This is a genomic window from Peribacillus sp. CSMR9 (genome assembly GCF_033141925.1).
GTDB classification, from domain to species: domain Bacteria; phylum Bacillota; class Bacilli; order Bacillales; family DSM-1321; genus Peribacillus; species Peribacillus simplex_A.
Map to the genome: position 1 here is coordinate 1 of NZ_JAOPHO010000067.1, position 17978 is coordinate 17978.

Below are 17978 nucleotides of genomic sequence, written 5' to 3' on the forward strand. Positions count from 1 at the left end.
AAAATATTCACTAATTCAGTCAGTTTTGGTAACTGCTCAACTAAAGTGTTCAAGGATTCCTGAACCTCGGGCTTTAAAAGCTGATCTAGGATATCCAATTGTTCTTGGTTTGCAGAAATATTAAGTGTTTCATGTTCAGGTTTTGAGGCTACATCTACCATATCTAATTCCCCTTTAAACTTAATTATTTTGTTTTATGTGTTTTCCGCCGATACTACTAATCATACGACTCTAATCTCTTAATTTCAAATAAATTTTTTGTGATAGAAATATAATTTTTTAGTTATAATTGAGAGTTAGTAGGTGGCTTTCTTAATTTATCTTAATATTCTAAAAAAACATTAAGATTATTGTGGTTATAATACCTTAAATAAAAAAGTTTATTAGAAATAACCCTTGTCATTTACTATACTGATAGGGGGTGGTTTGAACTTTAGATTGTTATGACATGAACAATCAATATAGACACTTATAATTCTGCCTGTATGTTTGTTTTGTTATAATGTCCATAATCTTTGAATATGCAATGCTTGTATGGTGTCCAAGAATATTTTATCTGATTTAGGGTAAATAATATTATCGGAATTGGAGATGATGCCCTTGGTAGAACGCAGGATGTTAAAGATCCGTGGAGAGAATATTGAAATATCTTCTAGGTATAGTGAGAAATATAGTAAATGGAATTGTACTGCTAAACTTCCCAACAGTTCCATAATAGCCTATTGTCGTGATAAAAATAAGCTTCGCGCTGAGACAGTTTCTATGAGCAGATTATTAATTACTTATGATGACTATAAAGTTGTATGAGTTGTAGTTGATTTAATCCATAAATAAAAAAAGGCGCACAACCTTGAAGATGATGGTTGGGTGCCTTTTTTTATTGTATCCAAGATGGTGTATCCCCGTATCGCCGGTATGGAAATAAATAATTTGCAGAACAGGTATTTGGGGATAGCTTTCGATTAGTCTCGATATCATGCCACCATGCGATACTGCAATTTTGCTTTTACTTCGATCTAAAATATTAAAACATCTATCCTAAATTGATTATTTTATATTACTTTTACCCAAAGTTTTAAATAACCATCAATTTTGATATCTTAAACTCAAATCTCATTTAATTATAATAGCCCAAGTGTATAGTATGAAATATTTATCCTTTTCCCTATACTTGTATTTATATACAAACCTCTTCTATTTTTCCCTTTTGGGACATAAGCTTTCAAATCACCATTTTGCCTTCTGATTACCCTTTTTTTTAAAAGCTATTTTCTTAAGTGGAGATGATTGCTACAAAATTGTCGAAAAATATATCAGAAAATACTGAAAAGGAAAGTAAATTTATGTTAATGTATTTAAAAAGTGTCATTTTTTTTAGTCCTGAGGAATAATTTGTTTTTCAGGAATCTCCATTGAAAAAATCGTTTAGATTGTAATGGAGTCAAAGTTCCATTTGGCTAAGGAAATATAAAGAAAAACCTTGCCTTTTTATTACAGCAATCAGCAAGTGAATAAGGCTTACAGAATAAGATCATCTGGTGGTGAATTGATTTTGTATGTTGCTACAATAATCTGAAATGGAGTTGGTAGAATGGTGAATATTACTGGATATGGTAAAGCGACACAAAAAGCAGTGAATAATTTTGAGGAATTTGTGGGTTTTGAAATCCCTGCAGATTATAAACAATTTCTCCTCAAGCATAATGGCGGCATAACTGCGGTGCAAAACAGTAAGTTTTATGTAGATGCATTAGACACACTCGTTTGCTTAAATGTCCTTTATGGATTAGATCTTCAGGATAAAGAACTGGATTTACAGAAATGGCATGAAGAAAACAGGGAAGACTTACATAAGAATTGCATTATAATAGGTAATGATACGTGTGCAGGTAAAATTTTACTGATAAATAACGAAGAGGAAAAGGGAGTCTACTTCTGGGATCAGGGGTGGTATTCGGATCCATCAGGCCAGGATGAAAATATTTATAAAGTTGCAGAGAGTTTTCAATCCTTCATTGAGGGATTGAAAATCCCGGAAGAAATCTAATTTTATTTGCATCCCCTTGATTGGCTCAGGCCATTCAAGGTTTTTTATTGTAAATTCAAAAGCAGATTGATATGGGACGGAAATTATATGTAAGAGTGATAGTAAGGATTGTTATTTTAAAGAGGAGGAAAAGATGTATAAAATCTTTTTGGTTGAAGACGATGTCAAGATAGCTGGGAGCTTGGTAAATTATTTAAAAAGGTATGGGTATGAGGTTTTTGAAGTAAAGCAATTGGACCAAGTCTTTGCGGAGTTTCAAGAGATAAGGCCGGATTTGGTTTTATTGGATATTAATCTTCCATATTATGATGGTTTCCATTGGTGCCGACTAATGAGGACGGTTTCAAAGGTTCCCATCATTTTTACATCTGCAAGGACAGATGAAATGAACCAAGTCATGGCCATTGAATATGGGGGAGATGATTATTTAACAAAACCATTTCATTTGGAAGTGGTGCTAGCGAAAATAAAGAGTGCCCTTCGCAGGGTTTATGGTGAATATGCAGAAATATCTTCATTTCACCAACAAGTAAAGCAAATGGACGGATTAACCCTTTATACGGAAAAAGCGATGATTGAATTTCAACACAATCAGGTAACGTTAACGCAAAATGAGTTAAAATTATTGAGTTGTTTACTACGACAGTATGACACCATTGTCTCCCGTGAAGATTTACTTGAAGCCCTATGGAATGATGATTCATTTGTTGATGACAATACTTTGACTGTCAATGTCACTAGAGTACGGAGAAAACTAGAGGATATTGGCGTCAAGCATGCCATAACAACCAGCAGGGGAAAAGGATATCGGCTAAAAATAGTGCAAGGTGAAGAAAAGTGAAGCTAAAATCCTTTATTATAGACCGTCTTTATTTTATATTTTATACCGTTCTATTGGTAAGCCTGCTTATTATTGCTTATGCATTAGCCGTTCTGGAAGCGGGGAATCACATATCGATTTCAAATATCTTCTATTTAATTATTCTCATGTTGTTTATGTTGCTTCTATTTTTAGCGGCCGATTACATAAGGCACTACCGTTTTCTTAATCAATTAGCAAGGATGAAGCAAGAACCGAGCTTGTCGTTTGAATATATCGAAGCCTTTAGGGCCCCCCTGTCAAATGAACAAAAGTTGTGGATGGAGCTTTTTCAACAAATGAACAAAGTAACAATTGGACAATTACAAGAACAAATCAAACAAAAGGAGCAATATGAGCTGTTGATTCATCAATGGGTTCATCAAATGAAGACACCTGTTTCAGTCATTTCCTTACTGATTCAAGAAGGCAATAGGACATTTTCGAATGGGCCGATGAAGGATTATCTTAAAGAGATAGAAGAAGAAAATGATCGATTTCGCAGAGGACTGGAAATTATATTGCATGGAGCAAGGCTGCAGCGTTTTTCGGAGGATGTAAAATCGGAACGGGTTGACTTAATTAATCTAGTCAAGCAAGTGATTAACGAGGAAAAAAAACAGTTCATCAAACGGTTCATATACCCCAAGCTTGATACGGAGCTTGAGAATTTATATGTGCATTCGGATCGTAAGTGGCTCCACTTCGCCATTAGTCAGGTGGTCTTTAATGCACTGAAGTATTCAAGGCAGGAAGAGCATGACAGCATAACGTTCAACATTGTTGAAAAAGAGTCGGAGATTTTCCTAAGGATAACAGATCAGGGAATTGGAATTGTCCCACATGATGTAAAACGGGTGTTTGATCCTTTTTTTACTGGAGAGAACGGGCGAGTTCAACAAGAGTCAACCGGAATGGGACTATATTTAGTGAAGGAAATCGTTAACAGGCTTGGGCATGGCATTACCATTCAATCGACTGTATCCGAAGGGACTACTGTGGAATTTCTCTTTAAGACAAATACCCTACATGAAAGGTGACAGAATTGTAAGGGTGTTAAAGCGGTATGTAATAAACTTCGATGGGAGCCTCCCGCTTTATTCATTATACTTACGGTAAGAAAGGGAGGTAATTTCGGATGTCGATTTTAAAAGCGGAACAACTATCCAAAACTTATTTTCAAAAGCAGGGGAGTTTATTTCATAAAGCGTTACATAATTTCACCATGAATGTACAAAAAGGGGAGTTTGTCGGAGTGATGGGTCCATCAGGCAGCGGGAAAACCACGCTGCTTAACTTAATGGCCACGATTGATAAGCCCACCACAGGTAAAGTCATTCTAAATGATCAAAACCCTAATGAATTAAACAATCAGGACCTGGCTTTGTTTCGCAGGAGGGAAATTGGATTTGTTTTTCAAGACTTCAACCTTCTTGATACACTTACCGTTCGCGAAAATATCCTCCTTCCTTTAGCGTTAGATCATTATAAACTGCAGGAAATGGAAAATAGGGTAAATCAGTTGGCGAACCTTCTTGGTATAGAAGGGATTTTAGAAAAGCGGACTTTTGAAATTTCCGGAGGTCAGCAGCAACGAACGGCTTGTGCAAGAGCGATGATCCATGAACCTTCCATTATTTTAGCGGATGAACCTACTGGTAATTTGGATTCCAAATCTGCCAAGCAGGTAATGGATGCCCTCACGACACTTCAGGAGAAAAAGGGAGCAACCATCCTCATGGTCACTCATGACCCGACTGCCGCCAGCTTCTGTGACCGGGTTCTATTCATAAAGGATGGCAAGTTCTTTTCGGAGGTTCATAGCGGAGGGGAGAGACAGAGCTTCCATCAAAGGGTTTTAGATACGTTAAGCGTTTTGGGAGGAGTCTATCATGAACATCCGACTTCTCGCTAAGAGAAATATCCAAGGAAATGGACAACGTTATCTAGCATATTTTTTTAGTATTGTCCTTTCCGTCTCAATCTTTTTTATTTACGCATCATTTATCTTTCATCCTGATGTGGTCCATGCGAATATCCCTGGGGGACAGCTAATCAGTAGGGGACTCATTGCAGCAGAAATAGTGATCATCATATTTTCGGTTTTCTTTATCGCTTATTCGAATGCCGCATTTATACAGCCGCGAAAAAAAGAGTTTGGGCTGCTGACACTGCTTGGAATGTCCAAATCGCAACTAAGAAAACTGATTTACCTGGAGCAAACGATGGTTTCCCTCATATCCATCCTGATCGGAGTAGGCTTGGGGTTTTTGTTCTCAAAATTATTCTTAATGGCAGTTTCTTGGTTATTGGCTGTAGAGCAACCAATTTCATTTGTCTTTGTCCCTGAGGCCTTTGTTTATACCATTGTTGGTTTCATTTTGCTATTTCAGCTATTATCGCTCCTTTCATTGTTCCACATTGGAAATGCAGAGGTTGTCGATTTACTAAAAGATAAACAAAAACCAAAAAAGACGCCCTTCGTTTCAAAGTGGTTAATTGCATTATCAGCAGTTTGCCTAAGCATTTCTTATTATTTGGCAGGCACGATGTCATTGAACAATTCTTTTCGAGTAATGCCCATTTTATTCTTCGTACTGATCGGCACCTATTTTTTATTCAGCCAAAGTATTGTCGCTCTATGCAGCAGGCTTTATCGGAAGAAGAAAAGCTTATATGGTGGAACGAATTTAATTACTCAAACAAACCTGATATTTAATATTAAGGATTATTCCAGGTTATTCTTTTTGACCTCGATCATTACAGCCGTCATTTTGACAGCTGCAGGAACACTTTTCATGTTCAGTGCAGATTTAAAAAAGCAAGGGATGGGTAACATTCCTCAATCAATTGGCTGGGTGGAAAATGACGCTTCTATTTATTCCGTTATTGAACCATCCGAGGTAGAGAAAATATTAAAGGAAGATGGATTCAAGATCCTTTACGAAGTAAATATGACAGGTGTCCCCATTATCCACATGTTACCCGATATGAGAACGGGAGAATCTAATGAAAATAGGTCATTGTTAATCTCGGAAAGTGATTATAATAATGCGGCTGCATTGCGAAAAATCGATCCAGCAAAATTATCTGGAAAAGAAGCATTATACATTTTTCCTTATGGAGGACTGGATTATCAATTCGCCCAAAAGGGAGAACCAAAGGAGCTTCACTATGGTAAACAAACCATACAGGTAACAATGATTGGTCAGCGCAATCAATCGATAGTCGCACCCATAGAATCAGCAACGACCCTGATGGTGATCGATGATCAGCTGTATCATGAAATAACTGCTAATGTGCCTTTAAAAGAAAAGGTAAGAGTACGCGGGTATGAAATTAAAGATTGGGAAGAATCAATGGAGACATCAAGTAAAATCGAAAAAATGTCTAAAAATCCAGACCATAATCATTTGCAAACAAGAGCTCCGATTTATCAAGAAATGAAACAGGAAAGCATTTTGATCCTTTTTATCGGCTTGTTTGTCAGTTTATTATTCTTTATCGTCCAAGGAAGCATGATGTATCTGCGGGTTTTTACGAATTTAGAAGATAATAAAATCCAAATTCATGCCCTACATCGACTGGGACTGACAAAAAAAGAAATACGGCAAATTTTAAGTGCGGAAATACGCATCCTCTTTTTCGCTCCTTTTCTGATAGGGATGATTCATGCCATAATCGCCTATGTGGCATTAAGCAATTTATTGGGATCCAACTTGTTCGTCTATTCTGCTATGGTCATCGGAACGTATTTTCTTTTTCAACTGCTATATTATCAAGTAACAAAAAAGATGTATGAGCGGGCAGTCATCAATTCGATTAAATAAAAGCTATATGTAAATGGAGTCAGGGGGCCCTGATTCCATTTTTTTGTATTAATGTCTCGTTAAAATGCCGTTTTCCTAAATGGTAAATTAGTTAATACGTACTATTGCAAGGGGAGTGATCCGCTTTTTTCATGAAACTGAATGGCATCTGAATAAAAATATGAATTTTGTTTAGATTTTATAGATTAAACCTTTACATTCTTGTAATATTTTCGTATAAAGGGTAAAATTATTTATTTCAAGGCTAATATATTGAAATCAGCATCTGTTCTTTTTTCGTGTTCTTATATAAAGTTATATTAATATAATAAATATATGGTAATAAAATGTTTTGCTAGAAATATTAAGTATTTAATTTAGCTTAAATTAAAATTTAAAAAGTTAAGGATCAAAAAAGAAGTGGATAATATGTTAATTACTTGATTAAATATAGTGCTGTATACCTATGTTTATCGTGAATATTAGATTCTTTTCTATTACTTTTCCCCTTTATATAGTAAACTCATAAAAGGTTCGTTAACTTTTAGCTGCTAGAGACGAGGTAAGTTTAATCCTATGAAAAATAAAAAGTTAAGGGCATTTCTTTATTTGACCATTCTTTTATTAATTGTCTTCATTCTTCTAAATATGTTTTCTACTTATTTAAGCATTAAAAATTCTGTGCAAAAATCCGTTGCTAATCAAAACTTGGTAACTGCCAGGTCTATTGCTGACTCAATGGATATAGAGGCATATCAACGATTTCTTAATAACCAAGTAAATAGCCAGGAATATATGGATATAAAAGCTTATTTAGAGGATGCCCGTGAAAAAATCGGGGCATTGTATGTTTATACCATCATGGTTGATAATCCGAGAGTATCTAAAGCTATGATTACCGGATTTTCTAAAGATCATAAAGGGGATTTTCCTATCGGTGGTGTATGTACTGTTCCGTCGGAGCAGGTCGAACAGGCGTATGAAGGTAAAAGCTTTATTACCGGGATTCTGGAAGATCCGGAATATGGGGAGTATTTGACTGTGGGGGTGCCAATAAAAAATCAAGATGGCACCATTATTGGTTTTTTGGGCATTGATGTGAGTGCAGAGGATATTAATGCCATTAACGGAAAGGTATTGAAAAGCAGCATCGCCATCCTTGTTTATAACGGGGGATTTGTCATCATGTTGCTATTTACCTTTTTTGTCATTCAAAAATGGTATCAAAAAGAACTGACACGTGAAGTGGGGGATACGGAAGATACATATCAATCGGAATTTCAATCGCTCATTGCTTCAGTCCGCTCATTAAGGCATGATTTTTCCAATCATATTCAGGTGATACATGGACTGCTTAAATTAGGGGAGAACGCAAAAGCACTCGATTATTTAACTGGCCTTTCAAAAGAAGTGCATTCGATAGAATCGATGAAATTGGATGTGATTCATCCGGGCTTATCTGTCCTATTAGAGACAAAAAGGCTATCGGCACAGAATTATAACATCGATATAGAAATTGATGTTTCACCCAAATCTTTCAATCGGGTCAAAACAATCGATTTGATAAAATTATTATCCAATGTTATCGATAATGCAATTGAAGCAACAATTGAATTGCCCGAGCAAGAACGCCGAATGAATATTGCATGTAACGCTGATGATCAAAAGTATACGTTTATGGTCACGAACACCGGGCCAATGATTTCCACTTTAGATCAGGAGAATATATTCACCAGCGGATTTTCAACAAAAAAGGCACAAAAGGGTAAAGTTCGCGGACAAGGATTGTTCATCGTTAAAGACTTAGTGAACAGATATGATGGAGAGATTCATGTACAATCCACTGAAAAAGAAACGACCGTTACGATGATGATACCCGTAAATGGAAGAATGTGCTGTGAACTGTAAATCAAAAGGGAAGCGCAATGATAAGGAAGGTATGATTCCTCAAAATGCAGAAGGAATCATACCCTTTTTTAGTTATTTTTGATTATCTTGTAATTTGTTGAAAGGCCTTTATCATGCTTATTTTTCTCCATTAGTCCCAGCTGGTTTCGCTATTACTTGGTCTAATGCGGCAAATGGAACTGGGGACTTCATCTATATTATAAAGCTGATCTATATGGATAAATGAAGGTATAATGGTCACAATTGAATGTGAATAAAGGGATTTCAAGATGGCGATTATTCCGGGAAAAGAGGTGAATAAAAGAATCTGAATTGGACATAATGGGTAGATGTTTAGCTGCTTTCATCGAGATTATGATAAGATAGGAAAAAATCATATAAGGCAGTGAGAATGTGAAACAACAAAAAGGAAAACTTCTCGTTATCATTGGACCGACTGCTGTTGGCAAGACTAAGATGAGCATTGAGATGGCAAAGTTATTTAATGGTGAAATTATCAGCGGAGATTCGATGCAGGTTTATAAAGGGATGGATATTGGGACTGCAAAAATCAAAAGGGAAGAAACAGAAGGGGTTCCCCATTATTTAATTGATATTAAGGACCCTGATGAACCATTTAGTGCAGCAGAGTTCCAGGAGCGCGCTAATGCTTGTATCGGGGATATCCAGAGCAGAGGTAAACTCCCAATTATCGTCGGTGGAACAGGATTATACATACAATCGGTCATCCATGATTATCAATTTTCGGAAGCGCCATCAGACCCTGTTTATAGGGATGGACTCGAAAAACAGGTAAGGGAGTTTGGGATCGATCCAGTTTTTGAACAATTACGCAGCGTTGACCCAGAAAGCGCGAATCGGATTCATCCTAATAATGTTAGAAGGGTGATCAGAGCACTTGAGATTTATCATTGTACAGGTAAAACGATGAGTGAGCAGCTGAAAGAACAGCCTACTGAATTTAAATATGATACATGCATCATTGGATTGACAATGGAACGTGAGAAGTTGTACCGACGTATCGATCAACGTGTTGATGGGATGGTAGAAGAAGGGCTGATTCAAGAGGTGGAGTCCTTTCACGAAAAAGGTTTGAGGGATTGCCAATCAATCCAGGCTATAGGCTATAAAGAAATCTATGATTTTTTTGATGGAAAAGCTTCATTGGATGAAGCGGTTGAGACTTTAAAGCAAAACTCCCGTAGATATGCAAAAAGGCAATTGACTTGGTTTCGGAATAAAATGGATGTAAATTGGTTTAATATGACCGATCTCGAGGGTTTTCCAAAAAAAATACATGAAATATCTGGATTTATTGCAGGAAAGCTTTTCAATGAAGGCGAATACATAAATTTAGAGAGAAAAGAGGAGGACTAATACATGAAACAATCAGTAAATATTCAAGATCAGTTTCTTAATCAATTACGGAAAGATGGTACGTATGTGACGGTATTTTTATTAAACGGGTTCCAGATTAGAGGACAAGTAAAAGGGTTCGATAATTTTACCGTTTTATTTGAATCAGAGGGCAAACAGCAGTTAGTCTATAAACATGCGATTTCTACATTCGCTCCACAGCGTAATGTTCAGATTGATTACGAAGTGAAGGAATAATCATATATATGAATGTGAAAAACAGGTTTCGCTTATTGCGGCCTGTTTTTTTTGTATGCACGGTACGTTTCTTTTTCAAAGAATCGATAATTTTACGTACCTGTTTTGAATATATATAAGGGACGGATTATTTTCCGGGAAACCGCAGGAAATGACAATCCCACATAAATAATTGGTGGATGGGAATGAAACTTGTCGTAAAAAAACCTCTTAGGAAAAAATCCTCTCAGAATAAGTCGCCGTTAGAAAAGGAATATGGCTAATTAAACTGAAATCTTTGGTATTCACGAAAAGAAATAATGAATTTTCCGATGGGGAAGTTTTGGCTATGTTACATATGCCTATTACCATCATAAATCTAATGGAAATTGTGGAGTAAGGGGTCCAAGATGGAGAGGTGAATGCATTGGAACAACCGATCCGTATGAAAAATAACGGGCAAATCAATATTGTGTTTAATGCGGAAAACAGAAAAGCGCTACAAAAGGATCTGCCGATAAAAGAAATTTTGGTGCAAGAAATCCCCCACCAGCATGTAGCGTTGAAAGAGATTGAAGATGACCTGAAATCGCTGGTCGGAATGGAAGAAATGAAACGGATGATAAAAGAAATATATGCCTGGATTTACATCAATAAACAACGTGAGGAAAAGGGGCTGAAGACTGGCCGGCAAGCGCTGCATATGATGTTTAAAGGAAATCCCGGAACTGGGAAAACAACGGTTGCACGTTTAATAGGTAAGTTGTTTCAAAAAATGAATGTACTATCGAAAGGGCATTTAATTGAAGCGGAGAGGGCAGATTTGGTCGGGGAATACATTGGTCATACTGCCCAAAAGACAAGGGATTTAATTAAAAAGGCCATTGGCGGGATCTTATTTATTGATGAAGCCTATTCCTTGGGAAGGGGCGGCGAAAAGGATTTTGGTAAAGAAGCCATAGATACGCTTGTCAAGCACATGGAGGATCGTCAACACGAATTCATTTTGATCCTTGCTGGATATTCAAGGGAAATGGATTATTTCCTTAGCCTAAATCCTGGCCTACATTCCAGGTTCCCGCTTGTTGTTGACTTTCCGGATTATACGATTGATCAGTTAATGGAAATAGCCGATCGGATGCTGCAGGAAAGGGAATATCTAATGAATCGGGAGGCCGAAAGGAAATTAAAAGAACATTTAATCATATTACGTTCATTCCGGGGACCGATTTCATTTTCTAACGGACGTTATATCCGAAATGTTCTTGAAAAGTCGATCAGGGCACAGGCGATGCGGCTTTTACTGGAGGATTCTTTTGAAAAAGCCGATTTACTGACCCTAACCAGCCAAGATTTGATTTTTGAGGATGATGAGAAAGAATGACATGGAAAAGCCCACCAAAATGGCGGGCTTTTCAAATTTATGTTTTAGGCACCCATTTTTTATTAGGGAGATGCCAATTATTAGTGTAAGAAAGGACTCGCAATATCGTAATGACAGCGAAGAGTGAATAAAGCTGCCAAGACTGGGATAATACACCACTGCCTAAAACCAAGCCTGCTATGATGGCCCATACTACGTAGATTTCTTTTCTGAAGACCAATGGCTTTCTTCCGGCCAGTACGTCACGAAGTATCCCGCCTCCGCACCCGGTTAATGCCGCAGATACAATGATGGCACTCATTGGATGATTAAGTTCCACGGCATACATCGCGCCTTGGATGGCAAAGGCAGAAAGGCCAATGGCATCACTGAGGTTTCCCCATCTATCCCAGTGTCTTGAAAGATTTGTAGGGAATACAAAAACGATGGTGATGGTTACTATAGCGATGGCAAAATAGAAACTTTGATCCCATAACGTTGAAGCGGGGACACCAATCAGCAGGTTCCGAATTGCCCCTCCGCCAAAAGCGGTTATGATTCCTAAAATATAAACTCCTAAAATATCATACTCTTCTTCCATGGCAATGATGGTTCCGCTAATGGCGAATGCAATCGTACCTATGATGCTTAATACTTCCCATGTCATATGAATTCCCTCTATGTCTTTTCGATTTTGATGGTAAAGTCAAATTTGATTTTAGCATGTTATCGGAATTTTTAAAACGGTAAAAGCTTTGTTTTAAGGAAATTTTTATATAGTCCATTTTTTTGTTATGATTAACTGAAATCTTCAAGAAGGTGGTGCATGATTTGGAAGAATCATCAAAGGAAACGGCCGTGTTGATTGGGTGTCAAACAACAGAGCCTACTGAACGTTTTGAATATTCACTCGATGAGCTGGCTTCATTGGCGAAGACGGCGAATGGTGAGGTGTTAATGACCATCACCCAGAAAAGGGAAAGCGTCGATCCAGCTACATATATAGGAAAAGGAAAAGTGGAGGAGCTTCGAAAACTGGAAGAGGAGCTTGAGCCGGATTTATTTATCTTTAATGATGAACTATCCCCGAGCCAGATTCGGAACCTTTCGAAACAATTGGAGGCAAGGATCATTGACCGGACACAGCTTATATTAGATATATTTGCTCAGCGGGCGCGTTCCAGGGAAGGGAAGCTGCAGGTTGAACTTGCTCAGCTCCAATATTTATTACCGCGTTTGGTCGGACAGGGGACCGCGATGTCCAGGCTTGGAGGCGGAATCGGAACCAGGGGCCCTGGAGAAACGAAGCTGGAAAGCGACCGTCGCCACATTCGTGGGAAAATAGATGAAATCAAGCAACAATTAAGTGGCATTGTCAAGCATCGTGAACGCTATCGTGATAGAAGGAAACGTAATAAGACCTTTCAAATTGCCCTAGTGGGATACACGAATGCAGGTAAATCGACGCTGTTCAACCGTTTGACGGAGGCGGATTCATTCGAAGAGAACCAGTTATTCGCTACTCTGGATCCCATGACACGAAAAGCGATTCTTCCCAGCGGATTTACCGTGCTGCTGACGGATACGGTAGGATTCATTCAAGATTTGCCGACATCTTTAATCGCCGCATTCCGCTCGACTCTGGAAGAAGTGAAAGAAGCTGACCTATTGCTCCATGTGGTCGATTCCTCAAGTACAGATTACTTTAATCATCAGAAAACGGTGCAGGATTTGCTAAATGACTTAGAAGTCCCTTCCATTCCACAGCTAACGTTGTATAATAAGAAAGATCGGATTCATGCTGATTTTGTTAGGTCTTCCAGTCATGCTTCATTAATGATCAGTGCCTATGAACAATCGGACTTGAATCAAATTATGGAAGAAATTGAAAAATGCGTGATTGAAGAAATGGTCCCGTATTATGTTTTCCTGCCGTCGAGTGAGGGTAAACTATTATCACAGCTGAAAAATGAAACCATATTGCGCACTCTCTCCTTTAATGAAGAATCGGAAAGATATGAATGCAAAGGTTTTTGTCTAGCTGATCATCCATTAACCGGGCAGCTTGAGAAATATTCATTATAAAGGGGAAGTTTGATGTATCAGCAGTTAACAAATGGAGAAGTGTTGAAAAACATTGCCCAGGACGTGGAAGCAATGATTTCTCCGTTACATAAGCAAGTCGACGAACGAATTGAAGAAAATCAATTTCGTGTATTACAAAGTTTTCAAGCACATAGGGTGAGTGATTCCCATTTCATCCCGACAACAGGGTATGGATATGATGATACGGGCCGCGATACGCTTGAATTGATATATGCAGATGTTTTTGGTGCGGAAGCTGGATTGGTACGCCCGCAAATTATTTCAGGCACACACGCCATCTCCACTGCACTGTTCGGCATATTGCGCCCGGGTGATGAATTGTTATACATAACTGGAAAGCCGTATGATACTTTGGAAGAGATTGTCGGTATTAGGGGATCGGGTATCGGATCTTTGCGCGATTTTCAAATCAGCTATAAGGCCGTTCCATTAGCGGAAGCGGGATCCGTTGATTTCGACGCCGTTAAACAAGCCATTCAACCAAATACTAAGATGATCGGTATACAACGGTCAAAAGGGTATGCTACACGCCCTTCCTTTACGATTGAAGAGATTAAGGAAATGATTTCCTTTGTTAAAGCCATTAATCCGAAAATCGTCGTGTTCGTGGACAATTGCTATGGAGAGTTTGTTGAAACACTAGAGCCATGTCATGTCGGAGCAGATTTAATGGCTGGTTCACTGATTAAAAACCCAGGTGGCGGGATAGTGAAAACCGGTGGATATATTGTTGGTAAAAAGGGCCTTGTTGAAGCGTGCTCTTATCGATTAACATCACCTGGAATAGGGGCTGAAGCAGGTGCTTCCCTTTATAGTCTGCAGGAAATGTACCAAGGTTTCTTCCTTGCACCGCATGTCGTGGGCCAAGCTGTAAAAGGAGCCATGTTCACAGCTGCGTTTTTAGAAAAAATCGGTATGAATACATATCCTAAATGGGATGCGAAGCGTACAGATTTGATTCAATCTGTTCAATTTGATGACCGGGATAAAATGGTTGCCTTCTGTCAAGCCATCCAATATGCATCGCCAATCAATTCGCACGTGACACCATATCCTGCATATATGCCAGGATATGAAGACGATGTAATCATGGCTGCGGGCACCTTTATACAGGGAGCCAGCATTGAACTGACGGCAGATGGTCCAACAAGGGCACCGTATGTTGCCTACGTTCAAGGCGGCTTGACCTATGCCCATGTTAAAATAGCAGTATTGACCGCTGTGAATGCATTGATGGATAAAAAACTGATTCAACTGTAAAAGAGAATATGTAATTTACGTAATGGGAGTCCAAATCAATGGATTCCTCCCATAAACAATAGTCGTAATATTTGAGTAGTTACAAATCATTTAACTCTTCTGAAAAAAATGACGTCATAAAATGTAACATCAGATTGACATGTTTAATAACATAGTATATGATTATTTTAAGATAAACAAAGGAGGATGCTAAGAATGAGCGGCAACAACATTCGGCGTTCTATGCCTCTTTTTTCCATCGGAATCGTCATGCAGCTAACTGAGTTGTCTGCACGCCAAATTCGGTATTACGAAGAGCATCAACTTATTACTCCTATGAGAACAGATGGAAATCGTCGGGTTTTTTCTTTAAACGATATCGATCGACTGCTTGAGATTAAAGACTTAATCGAACAAGGAGTCAATCTGGCCGGCATAAAAAAAATTTTCACTGTAAAGGAACAGAATTTACCTACTCAAGATTTAGAACAAGCGGAAAAAATAAGACGTGACCTTAGTGATGAGGAGCTTCGCAAGCTTCTGCGTGCCGAGCTTTTACAAGGAAGTAAGCATCGAACATCTCTTCGACAAGGGGATATGTCTCGTTTTTTTCAATAAAAAATATGATTTTATGAATGATTATTAGGGGGAATAAAAATTGGCAAAGTTCACACGTGAAGACATCACTCGTTTAGCGAAAGAAGAAAATGTTAAGTACATTCGTTTACAGTTTACCGACATTTTAGGGACGATTAAAAACGTTGAAATCCCAGTCAGTCAATTGGAAAAAGCACTTGATAATAAAATGATGTTTGACGGATCTTCCATTGAAGGCTTCGTCCGTATCGAAGAGTCTGATATGTACCTATTTCCTGATTTAAATACATGGGTTATCTTCCCTTGGACTTCCGAAAAAGGTAAAGTCGCACGTTTGATCTGTGATATTTACAATACGGATGGAACACCTTTTGATGGGGATCCCCGTGCTAACCTAAAACGTGTTCTTGCAGAAGCAAGAGAAATGGGCTTCACAGATTTCAATCTTGGACCTGAGCCTGAATTCTTCTTATTCAAACTGGACGCAGCAGGCGAGCCTACTCTAGAATTGAATGATAAAGGCGGATACTTTGACCTTGCACCTACTGACCTAGGAGAAAACTGCCGTCGTGATATCGTTCTTGAGCTTGAAGAAATGGGATTTGAAATTGAAGCATCCCACCATGAAGTAGCTCCAGGACAACATGAAATTGACTTTAAATATGCGGATGCAATCTCAGCATGTGATAACATCCAAACATTTAAATTGGTTGTAAAGACGATTGCCCGTAAACATGGTTTACACGCAACTTTCATGCCAAAGCCATTGTTCGGTGTTAATGGATCTGGTATGCACTGTAACGTTTCATTATTCAAAGGAAACCAAAATGCATTTTATGATACAGAAGGAAAATTGGAATTAAGTAAAACAGCTGAGCAATTTATCGCAGGTGTCATTAAGCATGCCCCAAGCTTCACTGCGGTAACAAACCCTACTGTTAACTCATATAAACGTCTAGTTCCTGGTTACGAAGCTCCTTGTTATGTTGCATGGTCTGCTAAAAACCGCAGCCCATTAATTCGTATCCCAGCTTCACGCGGAGTGAGTACTCGCGTAGAGGTACGTAGTGTCGATCCAGCAGCAAACCCATACCTGGCACTTGCTGTTATACTGAAAGCTGGACTTGACGGCATCAAAAACGACTTGACTCCTCCAGCTCCAGTTGATCGCAACATCTATGTTATGAATAAAGAAGAACGTGAAGAAGTAGGCATCGTTGATCTTCCAGCTACTTTATATGCTGCATTGGAAACATTAAAAGCTGATGAAGTCATCAAATCAGCACTCGGTGAACACTTACTTGAACACTTCATCGAAGCAAAAGAAATCGAGTGGGATATGTTCCGCACACAAGTTCACCCATGGGAACGCGAACAATATATGTCAATGTATTAATATCTCAAACCCTTGGCACCTTTGGTGTCAGGGGTTTTTTATTTGGTGGGCAAATCTAAGTTATTTAAATGAAGTGGATATTTGCCCACCATTTGCCCACCAAATTCAGCAAAAAAAATTAATCGATTATTCCCTTTGTGTATTCCTCAAACTTGTCTATGTTTTTCTTTTCGAGTTTTTTGCTTATATGTGCGTATACATCAGAAGTTATAGCAACGCTGCCATGACCTAATCTTTTCTGAATATATTTCATATCCGCTCCAGCTTCTAGCTGAAGCACTGCATGTGTATGACGGAGGGAATGGATGGGAAGAGAAGGCAACTCAGCCCTTTTTAAGATGCGGCTGAATGCGTTAAATAAGGTAGACTTTGGCATGGAGCTGCCATCATCCCTGCAAAGAACTAGATTTAGATCATGGTGATATAAATCATTCAAGGCTAGCTTATGTTGGTTTTGATGCCGTAGGTGATGTTGAAGTACTTGAGTGAGTGTCTGGCTAATGGAAATAACCCGCTTAGAATTAAATGTTTTTGTATTACCGAACAGATCTTGCTTGGATTTAGCTGTAAAATCTAGAGTTTTTGAAATACAAATGGTTTGTTCTTTTAGATCAATATCGGTCCATTGCAATGCAGCTGCTTCGCCTTTACGCATTCCTGTTTCGATAAGCAGACGGAAAAATATCCAATAATTGTAGCCATATTGATGTGCGGTTTGTAGAAAGAGGGGAAGAATCTGATCGCTTTCCAAATATTTAATTCCTTTTTCTTTTGGTTTCCCTTTGATAGTCACTCCTATACAAGGGTTTTTCTGTATTTTCCCAATTGTAACGGCTTTACTCATAGCGTTTGACATTGTACTGTGAATAATTTCTACCGTTCTACGACTATAGCCCGCTTCATGTATGTTATTTAGAAACTTTTGATACATAACAGGCATAACATCGCTTAATAAAATATTCTTAAAATGTGGAAGGATATGGTTTTTGATATTTACCTCGTGAAGTTCCAAGGTGTTTTTACGAACTGCCCCTTCCTTATATTCATGAAGCCATTCGTGT

Annotated in this window: 15 protein-coding genes and 1 pseudogene; 13 read left to right on the forward strand and 3 right to left on the reverse strand. The window is 38.3% G+C overall.

Features of this window, described 5'->3' with window-relative positions; translation table 11 throughout:
* A pseudogene (locus N9I19_RS20545) lies at window positions 1–161 on the reverse strand (DUF1641 domain-containing protein); the annotation flags it as partial.
* Between the two features lie 1430 nt (window positions 162–1591).
* On the opposite strand from N9I19_RS20545, the gene N9I19_RS20550 reads away from it, so the two are divergent.
* The 9 genes from N9I19_RS20550 (at window position 1592) to spoVK (ending at window position 11600) form a co-directional block, all read left to right on the forward strand.
* A complete protein-coding gene (locus tag N9I19_RS20550) occupies window positions 1592–2047 on the forward strand; it encodes an SMI1/KNR4 family protein (RefSeq protein WP_061462495.1) in 456 nt (151 codons plus the stop codon).
* A gap of 133 nt (window positions 2048–2180) precedes the next feature.
* Window positions 2181–2888: a response regulator transcription factor gene (locus tag N9I19_RS20555; protein ID WP_317778830.1), complete on the forward strand. Its 708-nt coding sequence runs from the start codon at window positions 2181–2183 to the stop codon at window positions 2886–2888.
* Window positions 2885–3946, forward strand: coding sequence for a sensor histidine kinase (locus N9I19_RS20560; RefSeq protein WP_317778831.1), 1062 nt, complete (start codon window positions 2885–2887; stop codon window positions 3944–3946). Before N9I19_RS20555 ends, N9I19_RS20560 begins: the two co-directional genes overlap by 4 nt.
* A 98-nt stretch (window positions 3947–4044) precedes the next feature.
* On the forward strand, window positions 4045–4821 hold the full coding sequence (locus N9I19_RS20565) for an ABC transporter ATP-binding protein (protein ID WP_317778832.1): 777 nt from the start codon (window positions 4045–4047) through the stop codon (window positions 4819–4821).
* Window positions 4799–6736, forward strand: coding sequence for an ABC transporter permease (locus N9I19_RS20570; protein ID WP_317778833.1), 1938 nt, complete (start codon window positions 4799–4801; stop codon window positions 6734–6736). Before N9I19_RS20565 ends, N9I19_RS20570 begins: the two co-directional genes overlap by 23 nt.
* Window positions 6737–7291: 555 nt before the next feature.
* Entirely contained in the window at window positions 7292–8623 is a 1332-nt protein-coding gene (locus N9I19_RS20575; RefSeq protein ID WP_317778834.1) for a GHKL domain-containing protein, read from the forward strand.
* A 456-nt stretch (window positions 8624–9079) separates the two neighbouring features.
* Window positions 9080–10000 (forward strand): tRNA (adenosine(37)-N6)-dimethylallyltransferase MiaA, encoded by a 921-nt coding sequence (gene miaA / locus N9I19_RS20580; RefSeq protein ID WP_411730676.1) that lies wholly within the window; start codon window positions 9080–9082, stop codon window positions 9998–10000.
* A gap of 3 nt (window positions 10001–10003) precedes the next feature.
* A complete protein-coding gene (gene hfq / locus N9I19_RS20585) occupies window positions 10004–10237 on the forward strand; it encodes an RNA chaperone Hfq (protein WP_034313436.1) in 234 nt (77 codons plus the stop codon).
* Between the two features lie 406 nt (window positions 10238–10643).
* The gene (spoVK, locus tag N9I19_RS20590; protein WP_061466029.1) at window positions 10644–11600 is read left to right on the forward strand and encodes a stage V sporulation protein K; all 957 of its coding nucleotides are present in this window, start codon (window positions 10644–10646) and stop codon (window positions 11598–11600) included.
* A 37-nt stretch (window positions 11601–11637) separates the two neighbouring features.
* Here spoVK and N9I19_RS20595 read toward each other — a convergent pair whose 3' ends face one another.
* Window positions 11638–12246 carry a trimeric intracellular cation channel family protein gene (locus N9I19_RS20595; RefSeq protein WP_317778836.1) on the reverse strand — a complete coding sequence of 203 codons (609 nt, stop codon included), beginning with the start codon at window positions 12244–12246 and terminating at the stop codon, window positions 11638–11640.
* Between the two features lie 164 nt (window positions 12247–12410).
* Here N9I19_RS20595 and hflX point away from each other — a divergent pair, with 164 nt between their 5' ends.
* The 4 genes from hflX (at window position 12411) to glnA (ending at window position 16917) form a co-directional block, all read left to right on the forward strand.
* Window positions 12411–13664, forward strand: a complete 1254-nt coding sequence (gene hflX / locus N9I19_RS20600) for a GTPase HflX (protein ID WP_317778837.1) — start codon at window positions 12411–12413, stop codon at window positions 13662–13664.
* 12 nt (window positions 13665–13676) lie between these two features.
* On the forward strand, window positions 13677–14945 hold the full coding sequence (locus tag N9I19_RS20605) for a methionine gamma-lyase family protein (protein ID WP_317778838.1): 1269 nt from the start codon (window positions 13677–13679) through the stop codon (window positions 14943–14945).
* A gap of 195 nt (window positions 14946–15140) precedes the next feature.
* Window positions 15141–15542 carry a MerR family transcriptional regulator gene (locus N9I19_RS20610; RefSeq protein ID WP_061462503.1) on the forward strand — a complete coding sequence of 134 codons (402 nt, stop codon included), beginning with the start codon at window positions 15141–15143 and terminating at the stop codon, window positions 15540–15542.
* Between the two features lie 40 nt (window positions 15543–15582).
* Window positions 15583–16917, forward strand: coding sequence for a type I glutamate--ammonia ligase (glnA, locus tag N9I19_RS20615; RefSeq protein WP_317778839.1), 1335 nt, complete (start codon window positions 15583–15585; stop codon window positions 16915–16917).
* Window positions 16918–17035: 118 nt separating this feature from the next.
* Here the strand turns inward: glnA and N9I19_RS20620 are convergent.
* A partial coding sequence (locus N9I19_RS20620) for a tyrosine-type recombinase/integrase (protein WP_317778840.1) occupies window positions 17036–17978 on the reverse strand: 943 nt, incomplete at its 5' end.

What these genes read in the sequence shown, in the direction of transcription:
- N9I19_RS20610 (WP_061462503.1), top strand. Translation starts at nt 15,141, where the DNA reads ATGAGCGGCAACAACATTCGGCGTTCTATGCCTCTTTTTTCCATCGGA.
- N9I19_RS20575 (WP_317778834.1), top strand. Translation starts at nt 7,292, where the DNA reads ATGAAAAATAAAAAGTTAAGGGCATTTCTTTATTTGACCATTCTTTTA.
- N9I19_RS20555 (WP_317778830.1), top strand. Translation starts at nt 2,181, where the DNA reads ATGTATAAAATCTTTTTGGTTGAAGACGATGTCAAGATAGCTGGGAGC.
- N9I19_RS20565 (WP_317778832.1), top strand. Translation starts at nt 4,045, where the DNA reads ATGTCGATTTTAAAAGCGGAACAACTATCCAAAACTTATTTTCAAAAG.
- N9I19_RS20595 (WP_317778836.1), bottom strand. Translation starts at nt 12,246, where the DNA reads ATGACATGGGAAGTATTAAGCATCATAGGTACGATTGCATTCGCCATT.
- N9I19_RS20570 (WP_317778833.1), top strand. Translation starts at nt 4,799, where the DNA reads ATGAACATCCGACTTCTCGCTAAGAGAAATATCCAAGGAAATGGACAA.
- hfq (WP_034313436.1), top strand. Translation starts at nt 10,004, where the DNA reads ATGAAACAATCAGTAAATATTCAAGATCAGTTTCTTAATCAATTACGG.
- N9I19_RS20550 (WP_061462495.1), top strand. Translation starts at nt 1,592, where the DNA reads ATGGTGAATATTACTGGATATGGTAAAGCGACACAAAAAGCAGTGAAT.
- miaA (WP_411730676.1), top strand. Translation starts at nt 9,080, where the DNA reads ATGAGCATTGAGATGGCAAAGTTATTTAATGGTGAAATTATCAGCGGA.
- N9I19_RS20605 (WP_317778838.1), top strand. Translation starts at nt 13,677, where the DNA reads ATGTATCAGCAGTTAACAAATGGAGAAGTGTTGAAAAACATTGCCCAG.